The sequence below is a fragment of the Dyella sp. NPDC103356 genome, from assembly GCF_055584465.1.
In genome coordinates this window covers 283019-306836 of record NZ_JBVJLZ010000004.1, presented here as the reverse complement: position 1 = coordinate 306836, position 23818 = coordinate 283019, and the positions used below count along the sequence as shown (strand labels likewise).

Below are 23818 nucleotides of genomic sequence, written 5' to 3'. Positions count from 1 at the left end.
ACCTATGTCGACGGCCCATATACTTGCGCCAAATTGACCGATCCCCTTCCCAACAGCCTGCCCCTGCCTTTCGGCACGGCCGGACTTAAGGCACATTTCTCTATTCACGATTGAACCGATCATCATCGGGCCGTTCAAAGCGTGGGGCGTTGCGACGCCACGTGCACCGAGAAGTGCTGGAACGCACTTTATCTACACATCGCGGGGGATCCGTTTGAATATCTTTGCGCCACTGATACGCCGACCGGTTGGTACTTCGCTGCTGGCGATCGGCCTGCTGCTGGCCGGCATCTGGGCCTATCGCTTGCTGGGTGTGGCCGCATTGCCCACGCTGGAATTCCCTGGCGTGTTCGTGGTGGCGCAAATGCCGGGCGCAAGCGCGCAAACGATGGCCTCGACCGTGCTTGCACCGCTCGAACGCCATCTTGGACGCATCCCCGGCATCGAGGATATGTACGGCAACGCCTCGGAAGGCTCGGCCACCGTCCAGGTGCGCTTTACCATGGGTCGCAGCGCCGACAAGGCAGCGCGTGACGTGCAGGCGGCGATCAACGCCGCCGCCGCCGACCTGCCCTCGGGCATGCCCAGTCCTCCGCAGTACTTCAAATTCGATACCTCGCAGATTCCGATCCTGCTGGTGGCGCTGCGCTCCACGTCCTTGCCGCCCGACAAGCTTTACGACCTGACCGACACACTGCTCAAGCCCGCGGTGGCGCAGATCAACGGTGTGGCACAGGTGCAGGTATTCGGCGGTACGCCGCATGCGGTGCGCGTCGAGCTCGACGTCAACGCGCTGGCCAACAAGGGCCTGACCGCTAACGACGTCGCCAACGCGTTGAGCGCCGCCAACGTCACGTCGCCGCAAGGCACGCTGACCGACGGGCGCACGCAGACCACGCTGGTGGCCAACGACTCGATCCACTCGCCCGAAGATTTTGCGCAGATCGTCATTGCGACCAAGAAGAACATACCGGTACGCCTGTCGGACGTCGCGCGGATCAGCAGCGGCCAGCAGGATATCTACCAGGCCGCATGGTTCAACGACGGCCGCACGGTGGCCATGCAGATCAGCAAGCGTCCGGAGGCCAATGCCGTGGCCACGGTGGAAGAAATTCGCGCCAAGCTGCCGGGATTCAAGCAATGGATGCCCGCCGATGTCGTGGTCACCCCGATCTTCGACCTGACCCAGACCACCAAGTCGGCGCTGCACGAGGTGCAGACGGCGCTGATGATTTCCATCGGCATGGTGGCGCTGGTGATGTTCGTGTTCCTGCGCCAGATGCGCCCGACGATGATCGCCATGATCAGCGTACCGCTGTCGCTGGCCGGCGCCTTCGTCGTAATGTGGATTCTGGGCTACACGCTCAACACCTTGTCGCTGGTGGCGCTGGTGCTGTGTATCGGCTTCGTGGTCGACGATGCCATCGTGGTGATCGAGAACATCGTGCGCCATATGGAGAACGGCCAGCCACCGCTGGTGGCCGCCTTGACCGGCGTACGGGAAATCGGCTTCACGGTGATCTCGATCACCCTGTCGCTGATCGCCGTATTCGCGCCGATGCTGTTCGGCAACAATATGATCGTCATGTTGCTGCGCGAGTTCTCGGTCACGTTGACCGCGGCGGTGGTGATTTCCGCGCTGGTGTCGCTGACCTTGACCCCGGCGTTCTGCGGTTACTTCCTGAAGCTCGAACAGGATCGCGCCAAGCCGCCCGGACGTATCGAGCGAGCGCTGGAGCGCTTCGATCGCGGCCTGCATCGTGCCTATGAAACTGCGCTGGACTGGGCGATGCGTCACCGGCGCATCATGCGTTGGCAGCCGGCACTGCTGCTGGTGTTGACCGTCGTGCTTGGCGTCGCGGTGGTCAAGACCGCCGGCGGCACGTTCATGCCCGAGGAAGACATCGGCATGTTGCAGGGCGATATTCGTGCCGACACCAATATCTCGCCGGCATTGATGTCGCAGCGCGCCCAGGCCGTGGCCGAGATCATGCGCAAGGACCCCGCCGTGCTCGATGTGCTGACCAGTCTCGGCGGTAACGACGGCACCAGCGCGGTCGGCAACTCCGGCACCATGTTCGTGGACTTGAAACCGCTAGGCAAAGGTCCGAACGACCGCAAGGACAGCGCCAAGGTAGTGATGGACCGCCTGTCCAAGCAGTACGACCGGATGCCCAACGTTCGCGTATCGCTGAGCCCGGTGCAGTTCCTCGGCGGCGGCGGCAGCGGCGATCGCGGCGGCTCGTACGAGTTCCAGCTGATCAGTACCAATGGCGACGATCTGCAACCGTGGACGCTGAAGATGGTGCGTTATATGCGCACGCTCAAGGACATGCGCGACGTGGGCAGCAACTTCGATCAGGTCGGCAAGCAGCAGATGATCCAGGTGGACCGCGAAGCCGCTGGCCGGTTGCAGGTGGGCATGGGCATGCTCGACTCCGCGCTGTACGACTCGTTCGGCCAACGCCAGGTGTCGATCATCTATTCGGACATCAACCAGTACTGGGTGGTGCTGACCTCGTCGAACGCCGAGTCGCTCAGCCCCGATACGCTGCTCAACTTGCGCGTGCGCAATGCGGCCGGGCAGATGATCCCGTTCTCAGCCATCGCCAGGATCGCGCCCGACATCAGCCCGATGGGTATCCGCCATCACAATCAGCTGGAAGCCTCGACCATCACGTATAACCTGGCGCCCGGCGTCTCGCAGGATCGCGGCATCGCGCTGGTGAACCAGGCGGCGATCGCGGCCAACCTGCCGGTGGGCGTCCATGTGGAGTTCACCGGCCAGAACGAACGCCTGCAGCAAGCACAAAACAGCGGCTGGATCCTGCTCGGCGCATCGATCGTGGCGATGTATATCGTGCTCGGCATTCTCTACGAAAGCCTCGGCCATCCGCTGACGATTCTTTCCACGCTACCGGCGGCTGGCGCCGGTGCGTTCCTCGCCATGCTGGTCACGCAGACACAGCTATCGGTCATGGCGATCATCGCCATTCTGATGCTGATCGGTATCGTCAAGAAGAACGCCATCCTGATGGTGGACTTTGCTCTGGTGGCGCAACGCGAACGTGGCCTGCCCGCGCCCGACGCGATCCGCGAGGCGGCCCTCGTACGCTTCCGACCGATCACCATGACTACGTTGGTGGCGATGGGCGCCGCGCTTCCGTTGGCGATCGGCTTCGGCGTCGGTTCGGAGATGCGCCAACCGCTGGGTATTGCGATCGTCGGTGGCTTGCTGGTGTCGCAGCTGTTGACCCTGCTCAGTACCCCGGCCATTTATCTTTGGAACTACGATCGCAAGCAACGCAAACAGGCACGGCGCGAGCGGCGTGCCGCCAGGCGGGCATTGAAACTGAGCAACCAGAACGCCTGATCCTGAGGCTTTGCTGGAGCGGCTTCGATAGCGACATCCGTTATGTCACGGCTTGTCGCGACAGAAGTCGCTCCCACAAACTAGAAAAACGTCGCTATCTTGTAGGAGCGACTTCAGTTGCGACCCACGAATTCGGCAGAGCAGCTAGTGCTTGGGCGCACGCGCAGCGAACAACGCTACCTTTCCGTGCTGGCTGAGCCGCACATCGTCAAAGTGCTTTTGCAAACCATCGCGCAACGCCTCGAGCGTATCCCCACGATTTCCGAAGATGCCTTTCTTGTTATAGACATCCATCAGCTTGCGACCCAAGCCGTTGTGCCCAGCGGTATCTCCAAGAATTGTCGCACCGTAGAGCACACCATCGTCGGGCAGGTGCACCTTCAAATTTTCGAAAACGCGTGATTTCTCGACCATCGTGCCGGGCAAGCAATGCAGTAGGTAGAACAGTGCGATCGAATCGTACTTGTTGTCGCCTAGACCGACCGTGGGTTGCAGTACGTCCTGTACGACAACTTTGGTATCCGCACGACCCAGGCGCCGTGCCGCGGCATGCAGGCTGTTCGGGTTCAGATCGAGCAAGGTGATCTGCCGCCCGGCGTCGAAACCGGCGTTTGCGAGGTAATACCCGGTACCCACGCCGACATCCAGGTGGCGCTGGCCGGCATGCTGGCGATAGAACGGCAACAGGACACGGCGGGTAGGGCACTGCCAGGCGTAGCTGTTGGAGATGCCCAGTACCCAGGCGTCGTAGAGTTTCAGTACTAATGGGGAATAGACGGCAGCGCCGGCTTGAGGATCGAGTGCATTAGGAGCAGACATGGGGAGAGGGGATCCAGCAGAAAGACGAGTCGTTCGAACGTATATCTTCGCAGATTGCCTATGCGCGAAGCCTGGATGCGCGCACAAAAAAGGGCGCTAACGGCGCCCTTTTTTACTGTCTGTAACGTCAAGTCTATTCGGTCATCTGAGCCGGTGCGGGTTGGGTCGGCACGGGCGGCAAGCTGCCAGGCTTAGCGGGGCCCACCAGCATATGCGCATGGCGCCAACCGCCCCAGCGGTAGTAGCCGATCGCCAGCAGCATCGACAGCAACGAGCCGAGCGGAAAACTCCACCAGATTGCATCCGCGCCTATGCTCGCCATCAAGCTCAATGCAAATGGCGGACGCACCATCCACATCGTGATAGTCAGGATGATCAGCGGCGGCCATACCGCGCCGGTCGAGCGCACCACGCCGAACAGCACGAAGGTCACGCCAAAGAACAGGAACGACCACACCACGATCGCATTGAGATGCTCGGCCAGCCCCAGGGCAACGCTGTCGCCGGGCAGGAACAGATTCAAGGCCGGCTCGTTGAACAGGTAGATGATACCGACCAGTGTCCCGCCGAGCAGAAAGTTGTAGATCACGCCGGTGATGGCGATGCGGCTGACACGATCCCACAGGCGTGCACCGACGTTCTGTGCTGCCATCGAGGACACCGCCGCACCGATCGCCATGGCCGGCATCTGCGCGTAGTTCCATAGCTGGGTGGCGGCACCGTAGGCCGCGGTGGTCTGCGAGCCGAAGCCGTTGACCAGGCGCATCATCAAGATCGCCGACGAGGAAATCACGATCATCTGCAGGCCCATCGGCAGGCCCTTGAAGATCAAGGCGCGCAGAATCGTCAGATCGGGTTTCAGGAAACCCAGCTCCGCCCGGGTAATGCGCAGAAAATACTTGCGCGCGTACAAGGTGCCGAGCAGGGCAAACAGCGCCACCGTCTGCGCAATCAGCGTCGCGGTAGCGGAGCCGGCGATACCCATCTTCGGAAACGGACCCACGCCGAAGATCAGCACCGGGTTCAACACCACGTCGAGCACCACCGACAAACCCATGAACAGGAACGGCGTGCGCGAATCACCGGCGCCGCGCAGCGTCATCATCATGAAGTTGTAGAAATACATCGACGGCAGCGCAAGAAAAATAATGCGCAGATACGGCACCGCGTAGGGCAAGGCATCCGCTGGCGTACCCATCGCGCGCAGCAAGCCCGGCGTGAACACATAGCTCAATGCGGCGATGACGACCGAGATGACCAGGAAGAACCCCGCGCTGGTACCGACCACGCGCTTGGCTTCGCGCACATTGCGCGCACCCAGGCTCTGCCCAACCAGGATGGTGCAGGCCATGCTGACGCCAAATACGGCGCTGAGCAGCAGGAACAGGATCAGCGTGGCATTGCTGGTGGCGGTCAGGGCGGACTCGCCCAGGTAGTGGCCGATCCACATCGCATTGACCGATGCGTTGAGCGATTGCAGCACCGTGCTGCCGAGAATCGGCAAGGCAAACAGCAGCAGGGTCTTGGCGATCGGACCTTCGGTCAGCAAGGGCCGGCGCGCGTGAGGGGACGACATGAATGCAGTTTCGCTCTAAAGGAAAAGATGGATAAGGCTTGCGTCGAACTTACGAAGTGGCGCTTTCGTCCCAGGCGATCGCAGCCAGCTTGCGCAGATGATCGCGCACATCGACCGGCCATGGGGCAATGAGTGTATCGAACCGCTCGATCTCACCACGCCAGAACGCACGCGAGGCCTCTTCGTACCCGGCAAAATTGCCGGCCATGGTGCGCATGAAACGGTCTGCCGCTTCGCCCGCTTGCCGCGCGCGCAGCTTCGCGCCACCATGACGCATCGCGTCTTCGACCAGGCGTCGCAATACGGCAGAAGCACCGCCCGGCTGCTCGGCCAACCAGTCCCAATGACGCGGTAGCAAGGTGACTTCGCGCGCGGTAACGCCGAGCTTGGGGCGCCCCGGGCCACGGTTTGCCTTGCCCTCGTCGAGGCGCGCCAGCACATCGTCCGTGCTGCCGCGAAAATCGATCTCGACCTGGTGTGCGCTGACGTCATCGAAAATCAGCACGGGCTCGTTCGATCGCGCATCGACGACGCGCTTGGTGGCCAGAACGACCTCGGCCAGGGAGCCTGAAGCAATCCGTCGAGAACCGACGAACGCGGTGCAGGTAGCAGGGACGCCCATCGTTTTACCCGGTCAAAATTATTGACGAATAATACCCGGGTAATTTGGCAAGTCAATGCCGGGAGAGCGTTCGAGAAATGCAACACAGAGTCCTTGAATTCAGCGCCGAAAGCTTCACTTAACGTCAACCCGTTTTAATAAACTATTAAGTACACAAAAAGCTCTTCAAGCGAAGGATTTTTAAAATGCGTTCCTCGACTTTTGTCCGCAGTGCTGTTGCGCTCGCTCTCCTTGGCATGGCCGTTCCGGCCGCCGCCGCGCGCCTGGAAATTCAGGGCGGTCGCAGTTACATGGACAGTTACGGCACAAACGTCGGCTTTGCCGAACTGGTCCTCAACGACCGCCAGCTCGGCCACAGCAATTTCACCTGGGCCGGCGATTTTTCGCTCGGCTATATCAATGGCCGCGACATCGCCCGCTACCGCTACACGAAGTTCGGTACCACCGACGACGTGAAGCTGGCGGCCGGCGGCGTGCGCTTCCAGTACGGTGACGACGACGATTGGTACCACGGCTTTTTCTGGGCGCCCCAGGTTGCGGTCTTGAGCGGCAAGACGGTGGCTCTGAGCAGCACCGGCGAGTTCGTCAACACGGTGGGTTACCAGTTCAAGCATTGGAGCCTGCAGGTGCGTCATATTTCCAATGGCGGCATCCACGATCCGAACCGTGGCGAGACCATGGCGTTGGTGGGTCTGGCGTTCAATCTGTAAGCATCGCTCCGCTGGCGCAAAAAAAACGGCCCTGATGGGCCGTTTTTTTTATGCCTCAGAGCAGTCGTTCCATCAGTGCCCGCCCGCGCCCGCACCCGCCTTTGCCGAGAACGGCGGACGCGCCATCCAGATCACGATGATCAGCGCGAAGAAGATCCAGCCCAGCGCGCGGAAGACTTCGTTGAAGGAAATCTGATAGCCCTGCTGGGTGATCATTTGCTCGATCACGCCCATCGTGTGCTGGCTGTCGCCCAACTGCGACAACGTCGCTTGCGTGCTCTGGTCGTACGGCGTGATGTGCTCGGTCAGTTGCGAGTGATGCACGATCGCGCGACGGTCCCACATGAAGGTCGTCAACGACGCCGCGAAACTCGCACCCACGGTGCGCAGGAAGGTGGCCAGGCCGCCGCCGGCAGCGATCTCGTGCGGCTGCAGATCCGACAGCAGGATCGTCGTCACCGGCATGAAGAACAGCGCCACGCCCAGGCCCTGCAGCAACTGCACCATCGCGACATGATAGAAGTCGATATCGAGATAGAACTGCGAACGCAGCAGACAGGTGGTACCCATGATCAGGAACGCGCAGGAGGTAAGCAGGCGCAGATCGAAGCGCGTGGCGTACTTGCCGACGATGAAGGTCAACAGTACCGGCAGGATGCCCAGCGGCGCGGTCGCAAAGCCTGCCCACGTCGCCGTGTAGCCCAGGTTGCGCTGTAACCACTGCGGCACCAGCAAGCCAATCGCGAAGAACGACGCGTAGGCCAGCACCAGGGCGATCGTGCCCATGCGGAAGTTGTGGTGACGCAACAGCTTCAGGTCGACGATCGGCTCCTTGTCGGTCAGTTCCCAGATCAGGAACACGATCAGCGAGATGGCCGAAATGAGCGCCGTGACCACAATGAAGGTCGAGTTGAACCAGTCTTCGTCATTGCCCTTGTCGAGCACGATCTGCAAGGCGCCGACACCGACGATCAGCGTGATCAGGCCGACATAGTCCATCTTCGGCCGCGAGAGCACGTCGTTGCGACCCTTCATCTGATTGGCCACCACCATGCTGGCGAAGATGCCGATCGGCACGTTGATGAAGAAGATCCACGGCCATGAATAGTCGTCGGTGATCCAGCCGCCCAGGATCGGGCCTGCGATCGGGGCGACCACCGTCACCATCGCCAGCAACGCCAGCGCCATGCTTCGCTTCGCCGGCGGGTAGATCGAGATCATCAAGCTCTGCGTGATCGGATACATCGGTCCGGCCACGGCACCCTGGATCGCGCGAAAAAAGATCAGCATGCCCATGCTTTGCGAAATGCCGCATAGGAAAGACGCGAGCGAGAACAGCAGCGTCGACCAGATGAACAGCTTCACCTCGCCGAAGCGACGGGTGAGAAAACCGGTGAGCGGCAGCGCGATCGCCATGCTCACCGCGAACGAGGTAATCACCCAGGTGCTCTGGTTGACGCTCACGCCCAGGTTGCCGGCGATCGTGGGCAGCGACACGTTGGCGATCGTCGTGTCCAGCACCTGCATGAAGGTTGCCAGCGACAGGCCGATCGTGGACAGCCCGATGCTCGGTGGACGAAATGGTGTGTTCATAGCGTTCTTTGCGAAAGCTTGAGGCCCCTCGCCAGGCTGGCGAGGGGCAAAGGGTTCTTACTTCTTCGCCGCGTCGGCCTGCGCGCTGGCGCTGGCCATGTTGGCGTGGATGATCTCGTCGATCACGCTGTTGGCCTGGGCCAGCTGCTTGCCGTACACGTCGGTGTTGAAGGCTGGTGCGGTCGGTGCTTTCTGCGCCAGCATCGCACCCGTCTGGTCATGCAGGCCGACCGACACGTCCATCGACAGGCCGATGCGCAGCGGATGCTCGTCGAGCTGCTTGGCGTCGGTGAAGAAGATACGCACCGGCACGCGCTGCACGATCTTGATCCAGTTGCCGGTGGCGTTCTGCGCCGGCAGCAGCGAGAACGCGCTACCCGTGCCCACGCCCAGGCTCTGCACCGTGGCCTTGTACTTCACGCTGCTGCCATACACGTCGGCCGTGACTTCCACCGGCTGGCCGATACGCATATGGGTCAGCTGGGTTTCCTTGAAGTTGGCATCGATCCACACCTGATGCAGCGGCACCACCGCCATCAGCGGTGCGCCGACGGCGATACGCTGGCCCAGCTGCACCGAGCGCTTGGCGACGTAGCCGTCGACCGGCGCAATGATCGTTGTGCGCAGATTGTCCAGATACGCCTGGCGCAGACGCGCCGAAGCGGCCTGCACGTCCGGATGCGATGCGACGACGGTGTCGTCGACCAGCACCCGGTTGGTCTGCAACTGCTGCTCAGCGGTGGTCAACGCACTCTGTGCGGAGGTCAGGGCATCCAGCGCGTGCGACAGTTCTTCGCTGGAGATCGCACCGGACTTGGCCAGGTCGCGGCGACGGTTGTAGTCGGCGCGTGCCTTGTCGACCGCCACCTTGCGTACGGCCACATCGGCCTGCGCACCCGACACGTTGCTATACAGGCCGCGCACCTTGCGCACCGTGCTGGCGAGGTTGGCCTTCGCTTCGGCCAGCGCCACTTCGGTGTTGGCCGCATCGAGCTTGACCAGCACGTCGCCGGCATGAACCAGGTCGCCGTCATCGGCGCCGATCGTCACCACCGTGCCCGGCACCTGCGGCGTGATCTGCACGACGTTGCCGTTGACATAGGCGTCGTCGGTACCTTCGTACCAGCGGCCATCGAAGTAATACCAAAGGCCCCAGGCGATCGCGAGCACGACGAGCACGACCGCCAGCAGGCGAAGCAGAAAACCGCGACGGCTTTTCTGCGGGGGGACAGCCGAGGCTTCGGCTGCGACAGGATTCTGGCTAGACATGACAATCAGCCTCAGGAACGAGAAGGATTAGAACGGGAAACGAGATTGGCGTCGTCGGCCTGCGGACGGAAACCGCCGCCGAGCGCCTGAATGAGTTGCACCGACAGATCGACCTGCTGCGCACGCAGCGAGGCCATGCGCTGATCGGCCACCAGTAGCTCCTGGCGCACGCTCAGTGCCTCCAGATAGCTGCCGATACCGGCCTTGTAGCGCTGGTCGGCCAGCTTCCATGCATCGTTGGCGGCATCGAGCGCGCGCTGTTGCGCGGTGATCTGGTCGCCCAGCGACTTCAGGCCGGATAGATCGTCGGCCACGTCGTTCACCGCGCTGACCAGGGTCTGGTTGTACTGCGCGACGGCCTCGTCGTACTGCGCGTCCTTTCCGGCGAGATTGTTGCGCAGGCGGCCGCCGTCGAAGATCGGCAGGCTGATCGCCGGGCCGCCTTCGTAGAAACGCGCCGGCATCTGGAAGATGTTGCCGCCGCCGAGGCCAACAATGCCGGCCATTGCGCTGATGCTCAGGTCCGGCAGGAAGCGCGTCTTGGCTTCCTTGATGCCCTGATCGGCTGCCTCGACACGCCAGCGTGCGGCGACCAGATCGGCGCGATGGCCGACCAGGTCGATCGACAGATTGTCCGGCACGGCCAGCGCGCTCGGCTGCAAGGTTTGCGGACGCACGATGTCCAGGCCGCGGTCCGGACCCTTGCCGAGCAGTACCGACAGCGCCGAACGCGCCGAGTCGATCGCGCGATCGGTTACCGCGATCTGCTGTTGCGCGCTCGCCACTTCCGATTCGATCTGCTTCAACTGCATCTGGTTGTCGATGCCGGCGCTGACGCGCTGCGAGGTCAACTGATACGAGTGATTGGCACGATCGAGTTCGGCCTTGGCGACATCCTGCTGCGCATAGGCGTACGACAGCTGTACATAGGCGCGTGCGACATTGGTCGAAAGCTCGATGCGCACCGCGCGCGTTTCGATCTCGGCGGCACGGGCGCTACCGACGGCCGCTTCCCACGCTGCCTTCTTGCCGCCCCACAGGTCGGCATCCCACTTGAAGCTGCCGTAGGCGTACTTGGCGGCGGCGAAGTGGCCGTTGCCGAACGGTTCGATCGTGGTCGGCAGGCGTGCGCCGGCAACCGACGCACCGGCATTGACCGTCGGGCCACGTGCAGCGTCGGCGATGCCGGCTTCGGCCTGGGCTTCGCGCAGGCGCGCATCGGTCATGGCCAGATTCGGGTTGTCCTTCAGGGCCTCTTCGATCAGCGCACTGAGCTGGGCATCGCCCAGGCCGGTCCACCAATCCTGTTGCGGCCATTGCGCCGGCGACAGTTCGAGCCGGGTCAGGCTGCGATCGGCCTTGAGCGTGGCCGGATCGGTCAGGCTGCCATCCGGATGCAGGCCGCCGCTGCTCGCGCAGCCGGCGAGGGCCAAAGAGATAGCGGTTGCAGCCGCAAGTAAGTGCAGACGCATGGGAATATCCCGGAATAGTCGATTTCAGGTCTTGTCGCGGAGCGCACGCAGTACGCGCGCCAGGTATTCGTGTAGCTGGTTCTTCTCGACCTCGTTCAACGACCGCTGGGCCGCAGCCAGCACGCGATCGTTGCAGTCGGACAATTGGTTCCAGACGGCCGTCCCGGCCTCCGTCAACTCGATGCGCAATGCCCTGCGGTCTTGTTCGTGCGGGCAACGACGCAGATATCCCTTCTTTTCGAGCTGGTCCAGTTGGCGGGTCATCGCGCCGCCATCCAGCTCCACGGCCCGCGCCAGCTCGGTCGCCGACATCGGACCGATAAGCGCGAGACGCTTGATGATCAGGAACTGGTTGAAACGAAGGTCCATCCCCAGCTCGGCCATCTCCGCTTCGATATCGCGGACGAGCTCTCCACGAACCAGCCCGAGCAGGACGCCCAGGTTTTCGTTGGAGACCTTCTCGTTGGAGGCGGCAAGGCTTTGGGGGTTCTTCTTTTCCATGCCAGGCATAATATTGCCAAAAGAATATTTGTCAAGGCAAATATATTTTAGGCACTCTTTGCCGTAGCTATTGTTCAGACTTCAGCTAACTCCTTCGCCCGCGGCAAACCGCGCCGCAAAGCCATTTCGTCGGCGATGAGGGCACGCATCGCCGGATCCCTGATCTCGACCAGGTCGAAGAAACCGAGCGCCCGCAGGGTCGGGAGCACAGCCAATAGTTGCGGCTCTATGCTGCGGCGCAGTGCTTCCGGCGTGGCCGGATCGAGCATCAGCTGGGCATGGGCGACAAAGCGGATCAGCGCTTCGGCGGCATCCGTGGGCACGCAGGGTGAGTCGGAAATCAACATGCCGATCTCCTTTCTTATGTTCTTGAAGCGTCCGGTGGTCTTATTTACTAAAGACGCCCGAATGGGCTGGGCCGTGACAACGGCTGGCGAACGGGTCGCTGTGGGGACGGACGCGAGGCGACAGCGCAAGTTTAAGCGCGAATCGCCGTGGCCTGATATCGTTAACAAGCCACAAACTATCGCGATCCAGCCATGACGCTCGCCTTCACTCACGAAGAAATCTTCCACCGTATCGAATGCGCCGACGGCCCGGACCTCATTGCCTACGTGGTCGACAAGCACGACCCCATGCATGCGCAGGAACAGGACTGGCACAGCCATCTGCGCGGCCAGTTCTTCTACGTCGAAAGCGGCCTGCTCAGCGTGCGCACGCGCAGCGGCTCCTGGACCCTGCCGCCGCAACGCGTCGGCTGGATGCCACCGGGCGAAATGCACACGATCCGCATCTCCGGTGCGATGCGCGGCTGGGGCGTGTTCGTCGCCCCGCATGCCGCTCATGGCATGCCGAAGGAAACCTGCGTACTGAGCGCCAACGAACTCTTGCGCGCCCTGGTCTACCGCGCGAGCGGCTGGACCCTGGAAGACACGCTCAAGCCCGAACAGGAACGCGTACTTGCCGTGCTCATGGACGAAATGCGCCGCGCGCCGATCGAACCCCTGCACCTGAGCATTCCCACCGACCGCCGCTTGAACCGCATCGCGCACGCCGTGCTCGAACGCCCGCACGACTCGCGCAGCCTGGAAGAATGGGCCACCTGGGCGGGCGTCTCGCCGCGCACGATCAGCCGATTGTTTCGCAGCGAAACCGGCTGCAGTTTTGCGCAGTGGCGACAACAGGCGCGTCTGTCGCGCGCACTGGAACGGCTGGCCGAGGGTGAACCGGTGGCCAATGTCGCCGATGCCCTGGGCTACGCCAGCGTCAGCGCCTTCGTGGCCATGTTCCGCCGCAGCTATGGGTTGCCGCCGGGGCGCTACTTTGCGGCGCAGGCGACTTGAGGGGGTCTCAAATAACCCCTGTTTTTCCTGCTCGTCATCCCGGCGCAGGCCGGGACCCAGTGGCCTCGGTTTTCAGTTTTCGCGATGAGGCGAACTGTTGCATGCTCTCGCGACAACCCATCACAAGCCCACTGGGTTCCGGCCTGCGCCGGAATGACGAGTAGGAAGGGCATTCGAGAATCCCTGAAGTCGCTCCTACAAAATAGGTAAAGCCGTATCCACGAGTGGGAGCAAACGGCATGCCATGGGTTGCCCGCCTGTTTCTCGCTCCTGGTAAAAGTCGCGAAGATGCCCATACCGTGCGCTATGCGCATGGAAAATCGTCGTCGCTCGGGCATACTCCCGCGTCGAGATGCCCGATGTACGACCCGATCGTTTCATTTGAAGGGAAATTCAATGAATAGATTTGACTGGATGGATGTTGGACCGACACGAGCACAATTTTCGGGCGGCATCCGTGGATGGGATGAACTCGGCCATGAAACCTTTGCGGTCGAGATTGCCGAAACCCCGTGGTATGGCGAGATCACGCAGGTCTATGCCGAAAACAAGCATGATTTCAATCTCGAAGTGACGTCCTTCGGCTACGAGTCCAGGGAAAACGTGGGGAACCTCGAGGGAAGGGCGCTGTTTGACGAGCGCGCTATCGAGATGGTCATGGCCGCCACCGTCAAGCTGGTCGAAAAGATCTACACCCTGGAAAACGAAAATCGTCCGAGCCCGCTGTACGAAGTGGAAGGCTCACATTTTCTTGGAACCATCCATTTCCGTGATGGCTGGATTCTCAAAGGCTGATCGCCTTCACGCGTCTACTTAAAAGAGGTGCGCCATGGATGATTATTCGAAGCAGCTTGAAGAGATCAGCAAGGCGAAATCGCTGGAAGATATCCAGCGAATCGCCCGCGAATTCCCTGCCACCGCGAACGGCGAAGGTGGCGCACTGTATAGCGGAAAAGTCGGCGCGACCACGTCGCACGACATCGTTCTGGAGCTCTCCGAGAACGCGCATCTCAACATTATCGACAATACCCCTCGGGCCAAATTCCTGAGCGACCCGAACGTTGACGCGAGCATCAAGAACCGCGTCAGGTCGATCGCTGTCTCCGAAGGCGTTGCCCCGGCGGAAGCGGGAAAATTCGCCAATGACTTTCTCTATGGCAATGCGGATGTTCCGCTGAACAACCCCACCTCGCTGAAAAACTGCGTCTGGGGCCGCGCATCCGAGGAGTTCGCTCAATCTCTGCGTGGCGATATCGATGTGGTCGCTTCTGCCGCGAGTCCCAAGCGGGTATTCGGTCAAGTCGAAGTCCCCACCGTACTGAACAACCCCAATGTACGGTCGCTGGGCGGCGAGTCCGTGGCGAACTTGCGGCATCTCCAGGCCAACGGCGGCACCGAAGCGGTACTGGCCAAGGTGCAGGAGCCTTTTGTTCGCGCGACGGCGGAACCCGTTTTCAATGCGCCATCGGGCAAGGGCGTGACCTTGTCCAAGGAATTCGTGCACCGCCTTGGTGTCGACTCGAAGGGCTTCGCCACGGCCGCCGAGTTGGAAGGCTACGGTCTGGCGCGCGTGAATACGGGATACACCGCGCCACATGTTGCCGTCGCCACGGGCGTTCCGGCGGGCAAGCCGGCAAACGCAAATCCCCGACCCCATGAAACCGCGCCCAAGGTAGGCACACCCGAAACGGTGGTTACCGGCGAGGGCTTGGCGCCAAAGAAAGTCGTTACACCCGAAGGCATCAGCCCGAAGGTGGGCAAGGTTGTCGGTGCCGCGGGTGCTGTCGCGGTGGCTGTCGATGCCACGCAGACCGCCAATCGCACCACCGAATTGCTCGGCCAGAAAAACAGCCTGGGCGCGCAATCCCAGGTCATCCACTTCGGCGCGCGCAACCTGTCGATGCTCGGCGGCGCGGCGCTCGGCACGGAGCTGGGCGCGGCGGCCGGCATCGAAACGGGACCAGGCGCACTGCTTACCGGCGCCGCAGGCGGAATCATCGGCGCTATCGGCGGCAACAAGCTGGCCGATGCCGTCGACCGCTATCGCGTCTACACGCAAAAAGACAGCGACGGCAATCGCTGGCATCTGGATCCCGACAAGCCGGCCGCGGGCTGGCAGCGCTACGAAATGCAGGTCGATCCGACCGCACCCAGCTACGACGGCATGTCGATGGGAATGAAGATGACGACGCATACGGCCGATGCCGCGTTGTCCAACCAACTCAACTACAAGGCGAGCGGTGCAGCCGTGGAACTGGCTTTGGCCGGCGCGCCAACGCCGCAGGACCCTTACAGCCTCAAAGCCGCGAATACCGATACACACAGCATCGCGACCCGTAACTGGGTGCGCGATCCGACGACGCATACCTGGTCGCGCGATGTGGCCGATCACTACATCGAACACGGCATGCTCGTGTCGCACACGGAGAGGGCCAATCCGCAGCGTGCAGCGGAGCTGGATCGCCAGGCCGAAGCGACGATCGCCAAGAACAGCGAACAATCCATGCCGGCGATCGCCAACCGCTATCACCAGGCTTACCAGCAATTTGGCTGGTCGAAGCTGGGCGGGGAACCGGAGGCGGTGGCTACGGCACAAAATATGTTGAAGGGATCGGACGGCTACACCTATACGCGCGGCAACGACGGCAACTGGACCGGTCGCGGCTTTCTCGGTCATCACTTCGCCGCCGAAGGCAACGTCAAGGATGAATTGAATGCCACGTACAAGCATCTGCAAGACGCACGGACGCAGTCCGGGCCGCATGCCGATGCGCGGGGCAGTCAGGGACACGCGCAAGCCCAGCCCGGCGGCCATAACGAATTCGCCGAACGCCTTCAGCGCATGGCGAGCGCGGCCCAAAACGGCGACTGGGCGGGGCTACGCAACGACACGCAGGCACTGGCTCAGACGCAGCCTGCACAGCAGCTGCTGGCCAACGCAAAAGCGACCGTGAATCAGCAGGAGCATGCCGCCACACAGCAGCAAGCGCAGCAACCGCCGCAACAGGACAACCCCACCCGCGGCCCGCAACGGATGGGCTGACCCAAAGGGGAGCGAGGGACCATGCAGCAGCAAGAGTTGGAAGTGCTGATCGGCCATGCCGCGGTATTGATGGAGCAGTTCGAACGCCGTTGCGAACACATCGAACGGCATCTGCACAGTCTCGGGCAGCAGCTGCCGGCGATCATCAAGCAGTCGGCGGACGGTTCGTTGCAAAGTCTGCCGAACCAGGTCATGGGCCAGGTGCGGGACGGCCTGGAGCGCCCTGTACAGGATTATCAGCAACGCCTGCGCACCGCCGGCAGCGAAGTCGGCGCGGAAGCGAGCGCATTGGCGCAACAGCTCAAACGCATGGAGCAGCTGCATCGCATGCTGATCTGGAAAGTGATCGGCGTATCGGCCGTGTGCCTGCTTTTGCTACTGGGCGGCGGGGCGTGGCTGGCGATGCATTATGCCGACGTGATCAAGCAGAACCAGATGTCGGCAGATCTGGTAAGCGTGTACAACCATGCCGATGTGACGATTTGCGACGGCCATCTTTGTGCGAACGTCGATCCGAAAGGTAAGCGATACGGCGAGCATGGCGAGTATCTGAGCGTCAAGGCGCGGTAGTAGGCACGCCGCGCTAGCGCACTACATTCCCCGAAAACGATGCAGGTAACTGGCGCCGACGGCCAGCACCTCCGCGCGCTGCTTGAGCACAAGCTCCGCACGCCCCAGTTCGCTCTTGCGCAAGCGCGCGATCGCGGACACGCGCACGATGGTGCCGCGATGGATCTGCCAGAAGGTGTCTTCATCGAGCATGTCGAGCAGTTCCTTCAGCGGCGTACGGATGATTGCCTCGTCGCCCGCGGTCACCACCCGCACATATTTGTCCTGCGCCTGAAAGTAGAGCACTTCGTCGATATCGAACATGCGCACGCTGTCGCCGACGCTGGCGGTGATCCAGCGCATCGGCGCGGGCCTGGCAGGCTGCAGGCGACGCACGACCGCTTCGAGCTGCGCGGCCAACCCGTCAACGGGCCGGCTCAGGCGCTCCTGCACGCGCAATATCGTCTGTTGCAGCCGCGCATCCTGGATCGGCTTGAGCAGGTAGTCGATGGCGCCGGCCTCGAAGGCACGGATCGCGTAGTCCTCGTAGGCGGTGATGAAAACCGCCAGGCCACCGTGCGCGACGACATCGAGCGCGACATCCAGTCCGCTGGTGCCAGGCATGCGGATATCGAGAAAAGCCACCTGCGGATGATGTTGCGCAACCGCGACCCTGGCGGTATCGCCGTCCTCGCAGATGGCCAGCAAGTCCAGCGCCGGCCAGTGCGCCTTCAGTTGCGCACACAACGCCTGGCGCTGCGGCGCCTCGTCCTCGGCCACCATGCCGCGTACTGTAGGGGTCATGCCTCGCCCTCATCCGGGACATCGAGAATCGCCACCGCGCCGCCGCCTTCGCGATTGCGCAACTCGAACGTCGCATGGCCCGCATAACGGGCCACCAGTTGCTTGCGCAGGTTATGCAGGCCCACACCCTGGCCGGGGCCAAGGCGCAAGCCGAGCCCATCATCGGCAACGCTGACACGCAAGCCATGCTCCGTGCGTTGCGCATCCAGACTCACCATGCCCGGCCCCGGACGGCCTTCGATACCGTGCTTGATCGCGTTCTCCACCAGCGTCAATAGCAACAGTGGCGGAAAGCAACGGCTGCGCAACGCAGTATCGATGTTCACTTGGTAACCGAGCCGTCCACCGCTACGCACGTGCATCAATTCGAGATAGTCCGCGCACAGATCCAGTTGCTCGCCCAGGCTGCTGGCGATGCTGCCGTCCTGTTCACGCAGGCGCGGAATGGTGGCGCGCAGGTAATCCACCAAGGTGTCGATGGCGTGTTCGGCGCGATCGGGTTCACTGCGGATCAGCGCGCGGATCGAGGCGAAGGTGTTGAACAGGAAATGCGGCTCGACCTGCGCCTGCAGCAGTCCGAGCTGCCATTCGGCCTGCTGGCGTTGCTCGTGCGCTGCTTTGAGTTCGCTGTCGCGCGCCGAGTTATCCCAGCGCCGTTGCTCTTCCAGATAGGCATACAGCGCCATGCCTCCCCCCAGCATGCCGTAGATAGCCGCATTGAGCAGCGTGAATACCCCGACCAGTGCGGCCGATCCGGTACCGGCCGCAGAAGGCCGGGTAGGCGGCGCCATATGCGCGGACCGGAAGGCTTCCATGATGGACCACGACGCCCATCGATTGACGGCAAGGCTGGCGGCGACGCCGACAAGGATCGCCAGAACCAGCGCAACGCGTTCCCAAACGTCCGGCCACGCTTGATGACGGACGACGGTGGCGAGGGTCGGCCCAAGACAGGTGATGGTGATGCACGCCACAAAGAGCGGGAGCGCGCCTTGCAGACCGGCTTGCATATTGCGCGAAACGAACCATACGCCCAGCGCGCTCATCAATGCCCATACCGCACAGACCGCACCGAAGCGCACGCAACGGCCCAGCCACCAGCGGCGGCTGAAGACCGGGTAGTGGCGATAGCGGACCCACCAGCCATTACCGCTTGCGAGCATGGCAGGCGGCAAGGGCTGGTCGAGCGATGGACGGATCGGCATGTCATGAAGCCTACCGCGTCGCTCGGCCGACGAGTGCGGCGGCCTGCGCGGCATAGGCGTCACGGCGTCTTCGTGGCTGGCACCGCCACGCGCTCGGCGGACATCGCGCCACCGCCTTGCTTCCAGAGAAAGCCGTCATGGCCGTCCGGATGCAGCAGGGCATCGAGCTTCAGCGGATAGAAATCGCCAACGCTGTCGTAGCCCATGGTGAATTCCGGCTGGCCCGGCACCTGCACCGTCAGCGCATCGCCTTTGTGCCGCAGCGTCATGATCATGCCGTTTTGCAAACGATAGTCGCCGGTCAACGCGTCGAGCAACGCAGGCGGCGCGGGGACGCTGCGGCGTGGATGATGCAATGGCACGGTCGGATCGAGCAGCGGGAGGGCCACGTCGCCCAGACCGCCCGTGTTGGTAAGCGACGTGTCGGCGAACAGCACCACGCCGCGTTGGCTGACCGGGTCGAAGGCCACGAGCGAGGAAAACCCGCCCGTACCACCTTCATGCATCACCATAGTGGCCTGACCAAGCTTGGGCAGCATCCAGTTCATGGCCATCGGTCGGCCCGAGGCCGTCTTTATCGGCTGCTGCGTCAGTCGCAACGCCGCCAGCGTGGCAGCATCGATCTTGCCCTGGCCCAGTTCGCCCTGCACGTAGCGGATCATGTCGTCCAGGGTCGCACGCACTCCGCCGACACCCGCCAGGTTGGTCGAGAACGTCCATGCGGGCGCAACCGTGCCGTTCGGGTAGTGCCCCGTCGCTGGAACGACGCCCTCGGGCGCCTTGGCGATGTAGGCATGCTTCATGCCGAGTGGGCCGAACAGGCGTTCCCGCAGCAGGCTCTCCAGGTCGGTACCGGTACGCCGGGCCAGCGCGGAGGAGAGCAACATCATCGCGTAGTTGGAGTAAGCGAACTGCGTGCCCGGCGCCTGCTGCAGCTTTACGTCGCCCAGCGAGGCGAGCAGCGTCGCGTCGTCCAGATCGGCATAGGGATTGGCCGGGTCGGCCGGATGCATGCGCGAGGGCAGGCCCGGCAAGCCCGAGGTATGCGTCACCACATGCCGCAAGAGGATCGGCTGGCCGTCGAAATCGGGCACCTTGCTGCCTGCCGGCAACCACGCGGACAACGGATCGTCGAGCGATGCCTTGTGCTGCAGGATCAGCCCGGCCAGCAAGGCCGCGGTCATGGTCTTGCTGACCGAGCCGATCTCAAAGGCGCTGCGGGCGCCGATGCGGTCACGTTGCGAGGGATCGGCGCAGACCGCGCCGCGTGCGACATGATCGTGGTCGATCACCGCCGCTTCCACGCACACACCCGTGCGATCGCCCGAAAAGCGCTGTTCGAGCACATGCTGCACCTGGTCGTCGGTCATCGCGGTTGCCGCGCCCGCATACGCCACGCAGGCACCGAACAGGATTTTCCGTACGTGTTTCATCTGAGGTCACCGGATTGGGAAGGTGCCGGCAGCGTGGCCGATCAACCGATGTCCCGCCGGAGCATGCGACGAAGCCGGCTGTCATCGCGACAAAACCGTCATGCGGCGGACGAATCCTGGATGCGTCCGCCGCCGTGAAGGCTCATTTCTACTACTTCGCAGGCTTCACATACGTCTCGAACAACTCATCGATCCGCCGATATTCGTCATGCCACGAATCAGGGTGCACGAAACCGTGCCGCTCCATCGGATACAGCGAAATCCAGAAGTTCTTCTTGTGCAGCTCGATGAAACGCTGATACAGGCGGATCGAATCTTCCGCCAGCACGTTGTCGTCAATGATGCCGTGCTGGATCAAGAGCGGATCCTGCAGCTTGTCGGCGAACTCGATCGGCGAGCTGATGCGATAGCTTTCCGGATCGAGCTGCGGGTCGTTGAGAATGTCCCCGGTGTACTCGTGGTTGTACAGGCGCCAGTCGCTGACCGGACGCAGGGCCGCGCCCGCGGCGAATTCGCCCGGTGCACGCAGCAAGGCCATCTCGGTCATGAAGCCGCCGTAGCTGCCGCCATAGATGCCGATGCGCTTGCCGTCGATACCGTGCTGCTTGACCAGCCACGCCTTGCCGTCGAGCAGGTCTTCCAGCTCCGGATGACCCATCTGACGATAGATCGCGGTACGCCACGCGCGGCCGTAGCCCTCCGAAGCGCGGTAGTCCATGTCGAGCACGACATAACCTTGCTGCACCAGCAGATTGTGGAACATCTGTTCGCGGAAGTAGTTCGACCAGGACAAGGTGACGTTCTGCAGATAACCCGCGCCATGCACGAAGATCACCGCGGGCCGGCCGGCGGCCGCGGCCGGATCGGCCGGGCCGTAATACTTGGCCCAGATCGAGCCGGCGCCGTGCGAGGACGCCACTTCGACGATCTGCGGTGCGATCCATGCATGCGCGGTAAACGCCGGCTTCATGGTGTTGGTCAATTCGCGCGGCGTACCGCCGGCGGCATCCTGCACGGCAAGCTGCGCCAGCACATAGGGCGACGAATGCAGCACGGCCAGCTGCTTGCCATCCGGCGACAACAGAAAATCGTCCATGCCCTGATACTGGGTCAGACGCGTCAGCTCGCCGCCGTTGCTGGGCACGCGATAGACGTCGTAGCTATACGGAGCGACCTTGTTGCTGCGCACGTAGAACCACTGGCCATCGTCGGACAGCTGCGGATGGCTGACTTCGAACTTGCCCTGGGTAAGCGCACGCGCCTTGCCGTCAAGCGTCTTGGTGTAGAGCTGCGAGTAGCCGGTTTCCTCGCTCATGTACCACAGCGTGCGGTTGTCCTTGAGCCAACCGAAATCGTTGAAGTTCCAGTTGATCCAGGCGTCGTCGTGCAGGCGATGCTGGTTGACCAGCGCATGCTTGGCGAAGTCGACGCTGGCGATCCAGCGATCCTTGTTGTCGATCGCGCGTAGCTGGATGGCGAGGTTATGACCGTCGTCGCTCCACACGATGCCGCCACCACCGCCGTCGTCCGCATCGGCAACGATGCGCAGGGCGCGCTCGTCCGGCGCCTTGAGTGCCTTGGCCTGGTCTTTCTTGCCGTTCTTCTCCAGCTCCGCGATGGCCTTGGCGCGCAGCGCCTTGAGCGGATCGTCCTTGATGCCGGGCAAGTCGCCGGTAGCCAGCGAATAGCTCTTGCGCTGATTCAGATCGACCAGCAACAACGACTGCGGCGTGGGATCGTTGCGGCCCACGTAGACGCGCGTTTCCTGTTGCGTGGCGTAACCCGAATCGGTGACGTAATGGGTGACTTGCGGCTTCTTGCCCTCGCTGGCGTCCTTGGGCTGGGTGACCAGGAGCATCCAGCGACCATCAGGCGACAGCTCGGCATCGAGCAGGTCGGCCTTGTCGCCCAGATAGATCGGCTCGGGCGCACGACTCGGGTCGACCGCTGCCAGTGCGTCGTCGTTGTCGCGCAGGCCATCCTTGTCAGCCTTGTTCTGGCGCAACGCCTTGAACAGACGCAGTTGGTCATCGGTCAGGTCGTTGGTTTTCTTGTCCTTGTCTTTCGGGTCGTCGGCAAACTTCAGTTGCGCAGCCGGCGCGACCACCCGGGCGGCGATGTCGTAGCTGAACCACGTATTGGCCTGGCGAAATTGCAGCGCACGACCGTCGCTGGAAAAGCGCGGCGCCGATTCGATTTCCGGTGTTCGGGTGACTTGCAGGCGCCGGCCGCTGGAAAGCTCGACCAGGAAAATGTCGCCATGGCGCACGAATGCCGCGTAACGATGCTCGCGGTCGAACACCGACGGGCCATCGGCCTGCGCCTGTGCCGCGGCATCGAGCTTGCTCGACTGTCCGCTGGCCACGTCGACGCGATACAGGTCACGCACCTTGCTGTCATCACGCTTGAGCGCGTAGTACACGGCATGGCCGTCCGCACTCCAGTACGGCTGCTCGACCGCGGCGCCGATCCAGTCCGGATTGGCCATGATGGTTTCCAGGTCCAGCGGGCCGCCTGCTGCGGACTGGGCAAAGGCAGACGGCAGCGCGGCCAAGGCGGCCAGACCGGCGACAAACATTCGGCGCATGGGAAGCTCCCTGTTTGAAACCGGACAGCATAACCGTGACCGGCGTCGCCGCAAGCGCCAAGGGTTGGTTTCCCTGCGACGGCGTTGCCGCTACGCTCGGCGGTTAGCCGCATTTATCCGGCGCGCGCTTTATCCGACGCGTATTTGTCGGAGACGTCAGCCAATCGCGCGATCATGCGTTTCGCATGTGAGCCCGCCGCGATCGGCGCGCCTCCCCGCCAGCCAATGAGCCAGACCCGCATGACCTTGCCGACCGTCGAACGCGAAACCGCCGCCCAGCCGGTTTACAGCATTATCTGGCTGCATGGCCTGGGCGCCGACGGCAACGACTTCGCACCGATCGTGCCCGAGCTGATCGCGCCCAACTGGCCTGCGCTGCGCTTCGTCTTTCCGCATGCACCGGTGCGGCCAGTCACGATCAACGGCGGCATGCCGATGCGTGCCTGGTACGACATCGTCGGCATCGATCTGCTGCTGCGCCAGGACGAGTCCGGCATGCGGGCATCGGTCGAAGCGGTCGAGGCGCTGATCGCCCAGGAAAATGCCCGCGGCGTCCCGGATGAGCGCATCGTGCTGGCGGGCTTTTCCCAGGGCGGCGCCATCGCGCTGGCCGCTGGCCTGCGCCATGCCAAACCGCTGGCCGGCATCATCGCGCTGTCCACCTATCTGCCGATGCAGGAGCATTTCCCGGCAGAGCGCAGCCAGGCCAATGCATCGATACCGATTTTCTGGGGCCACGGCACGGGCGACCCGATCGTCGCCCTGAGCCGCGGCGTCGCCTCGCGCGATCTGTTGCAATCGCTGGGCTACACGGTGGAATGGCACACCTATCCGATGCCGCATTCCGTCTGTGCGGAAGAAATCGCCGATCTGCGCGACTGGCTCGGTAAGCGCTTCGCCTGAGGCGGACCCGCTACAC

19 protein-coding genes are annotated in these 23818 nt (G+C 62.8%); 7 read left to right on the top strand and 12 right to left on the bottom strand.

Translation table 11 applies throughout. The annotated features are described in order from the left end of the window. Positions 1 to 214: 214 nt before the first annotated feature. Entirely contained in the window at positions 215 to 3373 is a 3159-nt protein-coding gene (locus ACZ6WW_RS11310; protein ID WP_465274268.1) for an efflux RND transporter permease subunit, read from the top strand. Positions 3374 to 3517: 144 nt separating this feature from the next. Here ACZ6WW_RS11310 and ACZ6WW_RS11305 read toward each other — a convergent pair whose 3' ends face one another. The 3 genes from ACZ6WW_RS11305 to ACZ6WW_RS11295 form a co-directional block, all read right to left on the bottom strand. Next, complete coding sequence (locus ACZ6WW_RS11305; protein ID WP_465274267.1) at positions 3518 to 4192, bottom strand: class I SAM-dependent methyltransferase; 675 nt, start codon at positions 4190 to 4192, stop codon at positions 3518 to 3520. Between the two features lie 133 nt (positions 4193 to 4325). Continuing rightward, positions 4326 to 5768: an MATE family efflux transporter gene (locus tag ACZ6WW_RS11300; RefSeq protein WP_465274266.1), complete on the bottom strand. Its 1443-nt coding sequence runs from the start codon at positions 5766 to 5768 to the stop codon at positions 4326 to 4328. Between the two features lie 49 nt (positions 5769 to 5817). After that, on the bottom strand, positions 5818 to 6390 hold the full coding sequence (locus ACZ6WW_RS11295; protein ID WP_465274265.1) for a DUF2239 family protein: 573 nt from the start codon (positions 6388 to 6390) through the stop codon (positions 5818 to 5820). Between the two features lie 185 nt (positions 6391 to 6575). On the opposite strand from ACZ6WW_RS11295, the gene ACZ6WW_RS11290 reads away from it, so the two are divergent. After that, positions 6576 to 7100: an acyloxyacyl hydrolase gene (locus ACZ6WW_RS11290; RefSeq protein WP_465274264.1), complete on the top strand. Its 525-nt coding sequence runs from the start codon at positions 6576 to 6578 to the stop codon at positions 7098 to 7100. 72 nt (positions 7101 to 7172) lie between these two features. On the opposite strand, the gene ACZ6WW_RS11285 is transcribed toward ACZ6WW_RS11290, so the two are convergent. The 5 genes from ACZ6WW_RS11285 to ACZ6WW_RS11265 all read right to left on the bottom strand — a co-directional run bounded on the left by ACZ6WW_RS11285 (position 7173) and on the right by ACZ6WW_RS11265 (position 12282). Continuing rightward, a complete protein-coding gene (locus ACZ6WW_RS11285) occupies positions 7173 to 8693 on the bottom strand; it encodes a DHA2 family efflux MFS transporter permease subunit (RefSeq protein WP_465274263.1) in 1521 nt (506 codons plus the stop codon). Positions 8694 to 8750: 57 nt separating this feature from the next. Beyond that, positions 8751 to 9962 (bottom strand): EmrA/EmrK family multidrug efflux transporter periplasmic adaptor subunit, encoded by a 1212-nt coding sequence (locus tag ACZ6WW_RS11280; RefSeq protein ID WP_465274262.1) that lies wholly within the window; start codon positions 9960 to 9962, stop codon positions 8751 to 8753. 11 nt (positions 9963 to 9973) lie between these two features. Then, positions 9974 to 11434 carry an efflux transporter outer membrane subunit gene (locus ACZ6WW_RS11275; protein ID WP_465274261.1) on the bottom strand — a complete coding sequence of 487 codons (1461 nt, stop codon included), beginning with the start codon at positions 11432 to 11434 and terminating at the stop codon, positions 9974 to 9976. 24 nt (positions 11435 to 11458) lie between these two features. After that, positions 11459 to 11935, bottom strand: a complete 477-nt coding sequence (locus ACZ6WW_RS11270; RefSeq protein ID WP_465274260.1) for a MarR family winged helix-turn-helix transcriptional regulator — start codon at positions 11933 to 11935, stop codon at positions 11459 to 11461. Positions 11936 to 12009: 74 nt separating this feature from the next. Beyond that, positions 12010 to 12282, bottom strand: coding sequence for a hypothetical protein (locus ACZ6WW_RS11265; protein ID WP_281851097.1), 273 nt, complete (start codon positions 12280 to 12282; stop codon positions 12010 to 12012). 192 nt (positions 12283 to 12474) lie between these two features. Between ACZ6WW_RS11265 and ACZ6WW_RS11260 the strand changes: the two genes are divergently transcribed. From ACZ6WW_RS11260 to ACZ6WW_RS11245, 4 genes are all read left to right on the top strand, one after another. Continuing rightward, positions 12475 to 13278 carry an AraC family transcriptional regulator gene (locus ACZ6WW_RS11260; RefSeq protein WP_465274259.1) on the top strand — a complete coding sequence of 268 codons (804 nt, stop codon included), beginning with the start codon at positions 12475 to 12477 and terminating at the stop codon, positions 13276 to 13278. A 414-nt stretch (positions 13279 to 13692) separates the two neighbouring features. Continuing rightward, complete coding sequence (locus ACZ6WW_RS11255) at positions 13693 to 14073, top strand: hypothetical protein (RefSeq protein ID WP_465274258.1); 381 nt, start codon at positions 13693 to 13695, stop codon at positions 14071 to 14073. Between the two features lie 34 nt (positions 14074 to 14107). Continuing rightward, a complete protein-coding gene (locus ACZ6WW_RS11250) occupies positions 14108 to 16321 on the top strand; it encodes a hypothetical protein (protein ID WP_465274257.1) in 2214 nt (737 codons plus the stop codon). 21 nt (positions 16322 to 16342) lie between these two features. Beyond that, positions 16343 to 16891 carry a relaxation protein gene (locus ACZ6WW_RS11245; RefSeq protein WP_465274256.1) on the top strand — a complete coding sequence of 183 codons (549 nt, stop codon included), beginning with the start codon at positions 16343 to 16345 and terminating at the stop codon, positions 16889 to 16891. A gap of 21 nt (positions 16892 to 16912) precedes the next feature. On the opposite strand, the gene ACZ6WW_RS11240 is transcribed toward ACZ6WW_RS11245, so the two are convergent. The 4 genes from ACZ6WW_RS11240 to ACZ6WW_RS11225 form a co-directional block, all read right to left on the bottom strand. Further along, positions 16913 to 17674 (bottom strand): LytR/AlgR family response regulator transcription factor, encoded by a 762-nt coding sequence (locus ACZ6WW_RS11240; protein ID WP_465274255.1) that lies wholly within the window; start codon positions 17672 to 17674, stop codon positions 16913 to 16915. Continuing rightward, positions 17671 to 18879, bottom strand: a complete 1209-nt coding sequence (locus tag ACZ6WW_RS11235) for a sensor histidine kinase (RefSeq protein ID WP_465274254.1) — start codon at positions 18877 to 18879, stop codon at positions 17671 to 17673. The genes ACZ6WW_RS11240 and ACZ6WW_RS11235 overlap by 4 nt, the downstream gene beginning before the upstream one ends. A 59-nt stretch (positions 18880 to 18938) precedes the next feature. Further along, on the bottom strand, positions 18939 to 20312 hold the full coding sequence (locus ACZ6WW_RS11230; protein WP_465274253.1) for a serine hydrolase domain-containing protein: 1374 nt from the start codon (positions 20310 to 20312) through the stop codon (positions 18939 to 18941). 151 nt (positions 20313 to 20463) lie between these two features. Beyond that, a complete protein-coding gene (locus ACZ6WW_RS11225) occupies positions 20464 to 22899 on the bottom strand; it encodes a S9 family peptidase (protein ID WP_465274252.1) in 2436 nt (811 codons plus the stop codon). A gap of 240 nt (positions 22900 to 23139) precedes the next feature. Between ACZ6WW_RS11225 and ACZ6WW_RS11220 the strand changes: the two genes are divergently transcribed. Continuing rightward, positions 23140 to 23802, top strand: a complete 663-nt coding sequence (locus ACZ6WW_RS11220) for an alpha/beta hydrolase (RefSeq protein WP_465274251.1) — start codon at positions 23140 to 23142, stop codon at positions 23800 to 23802. Positions 23803 to 23818: the final 16 nt, after the last annotated feature.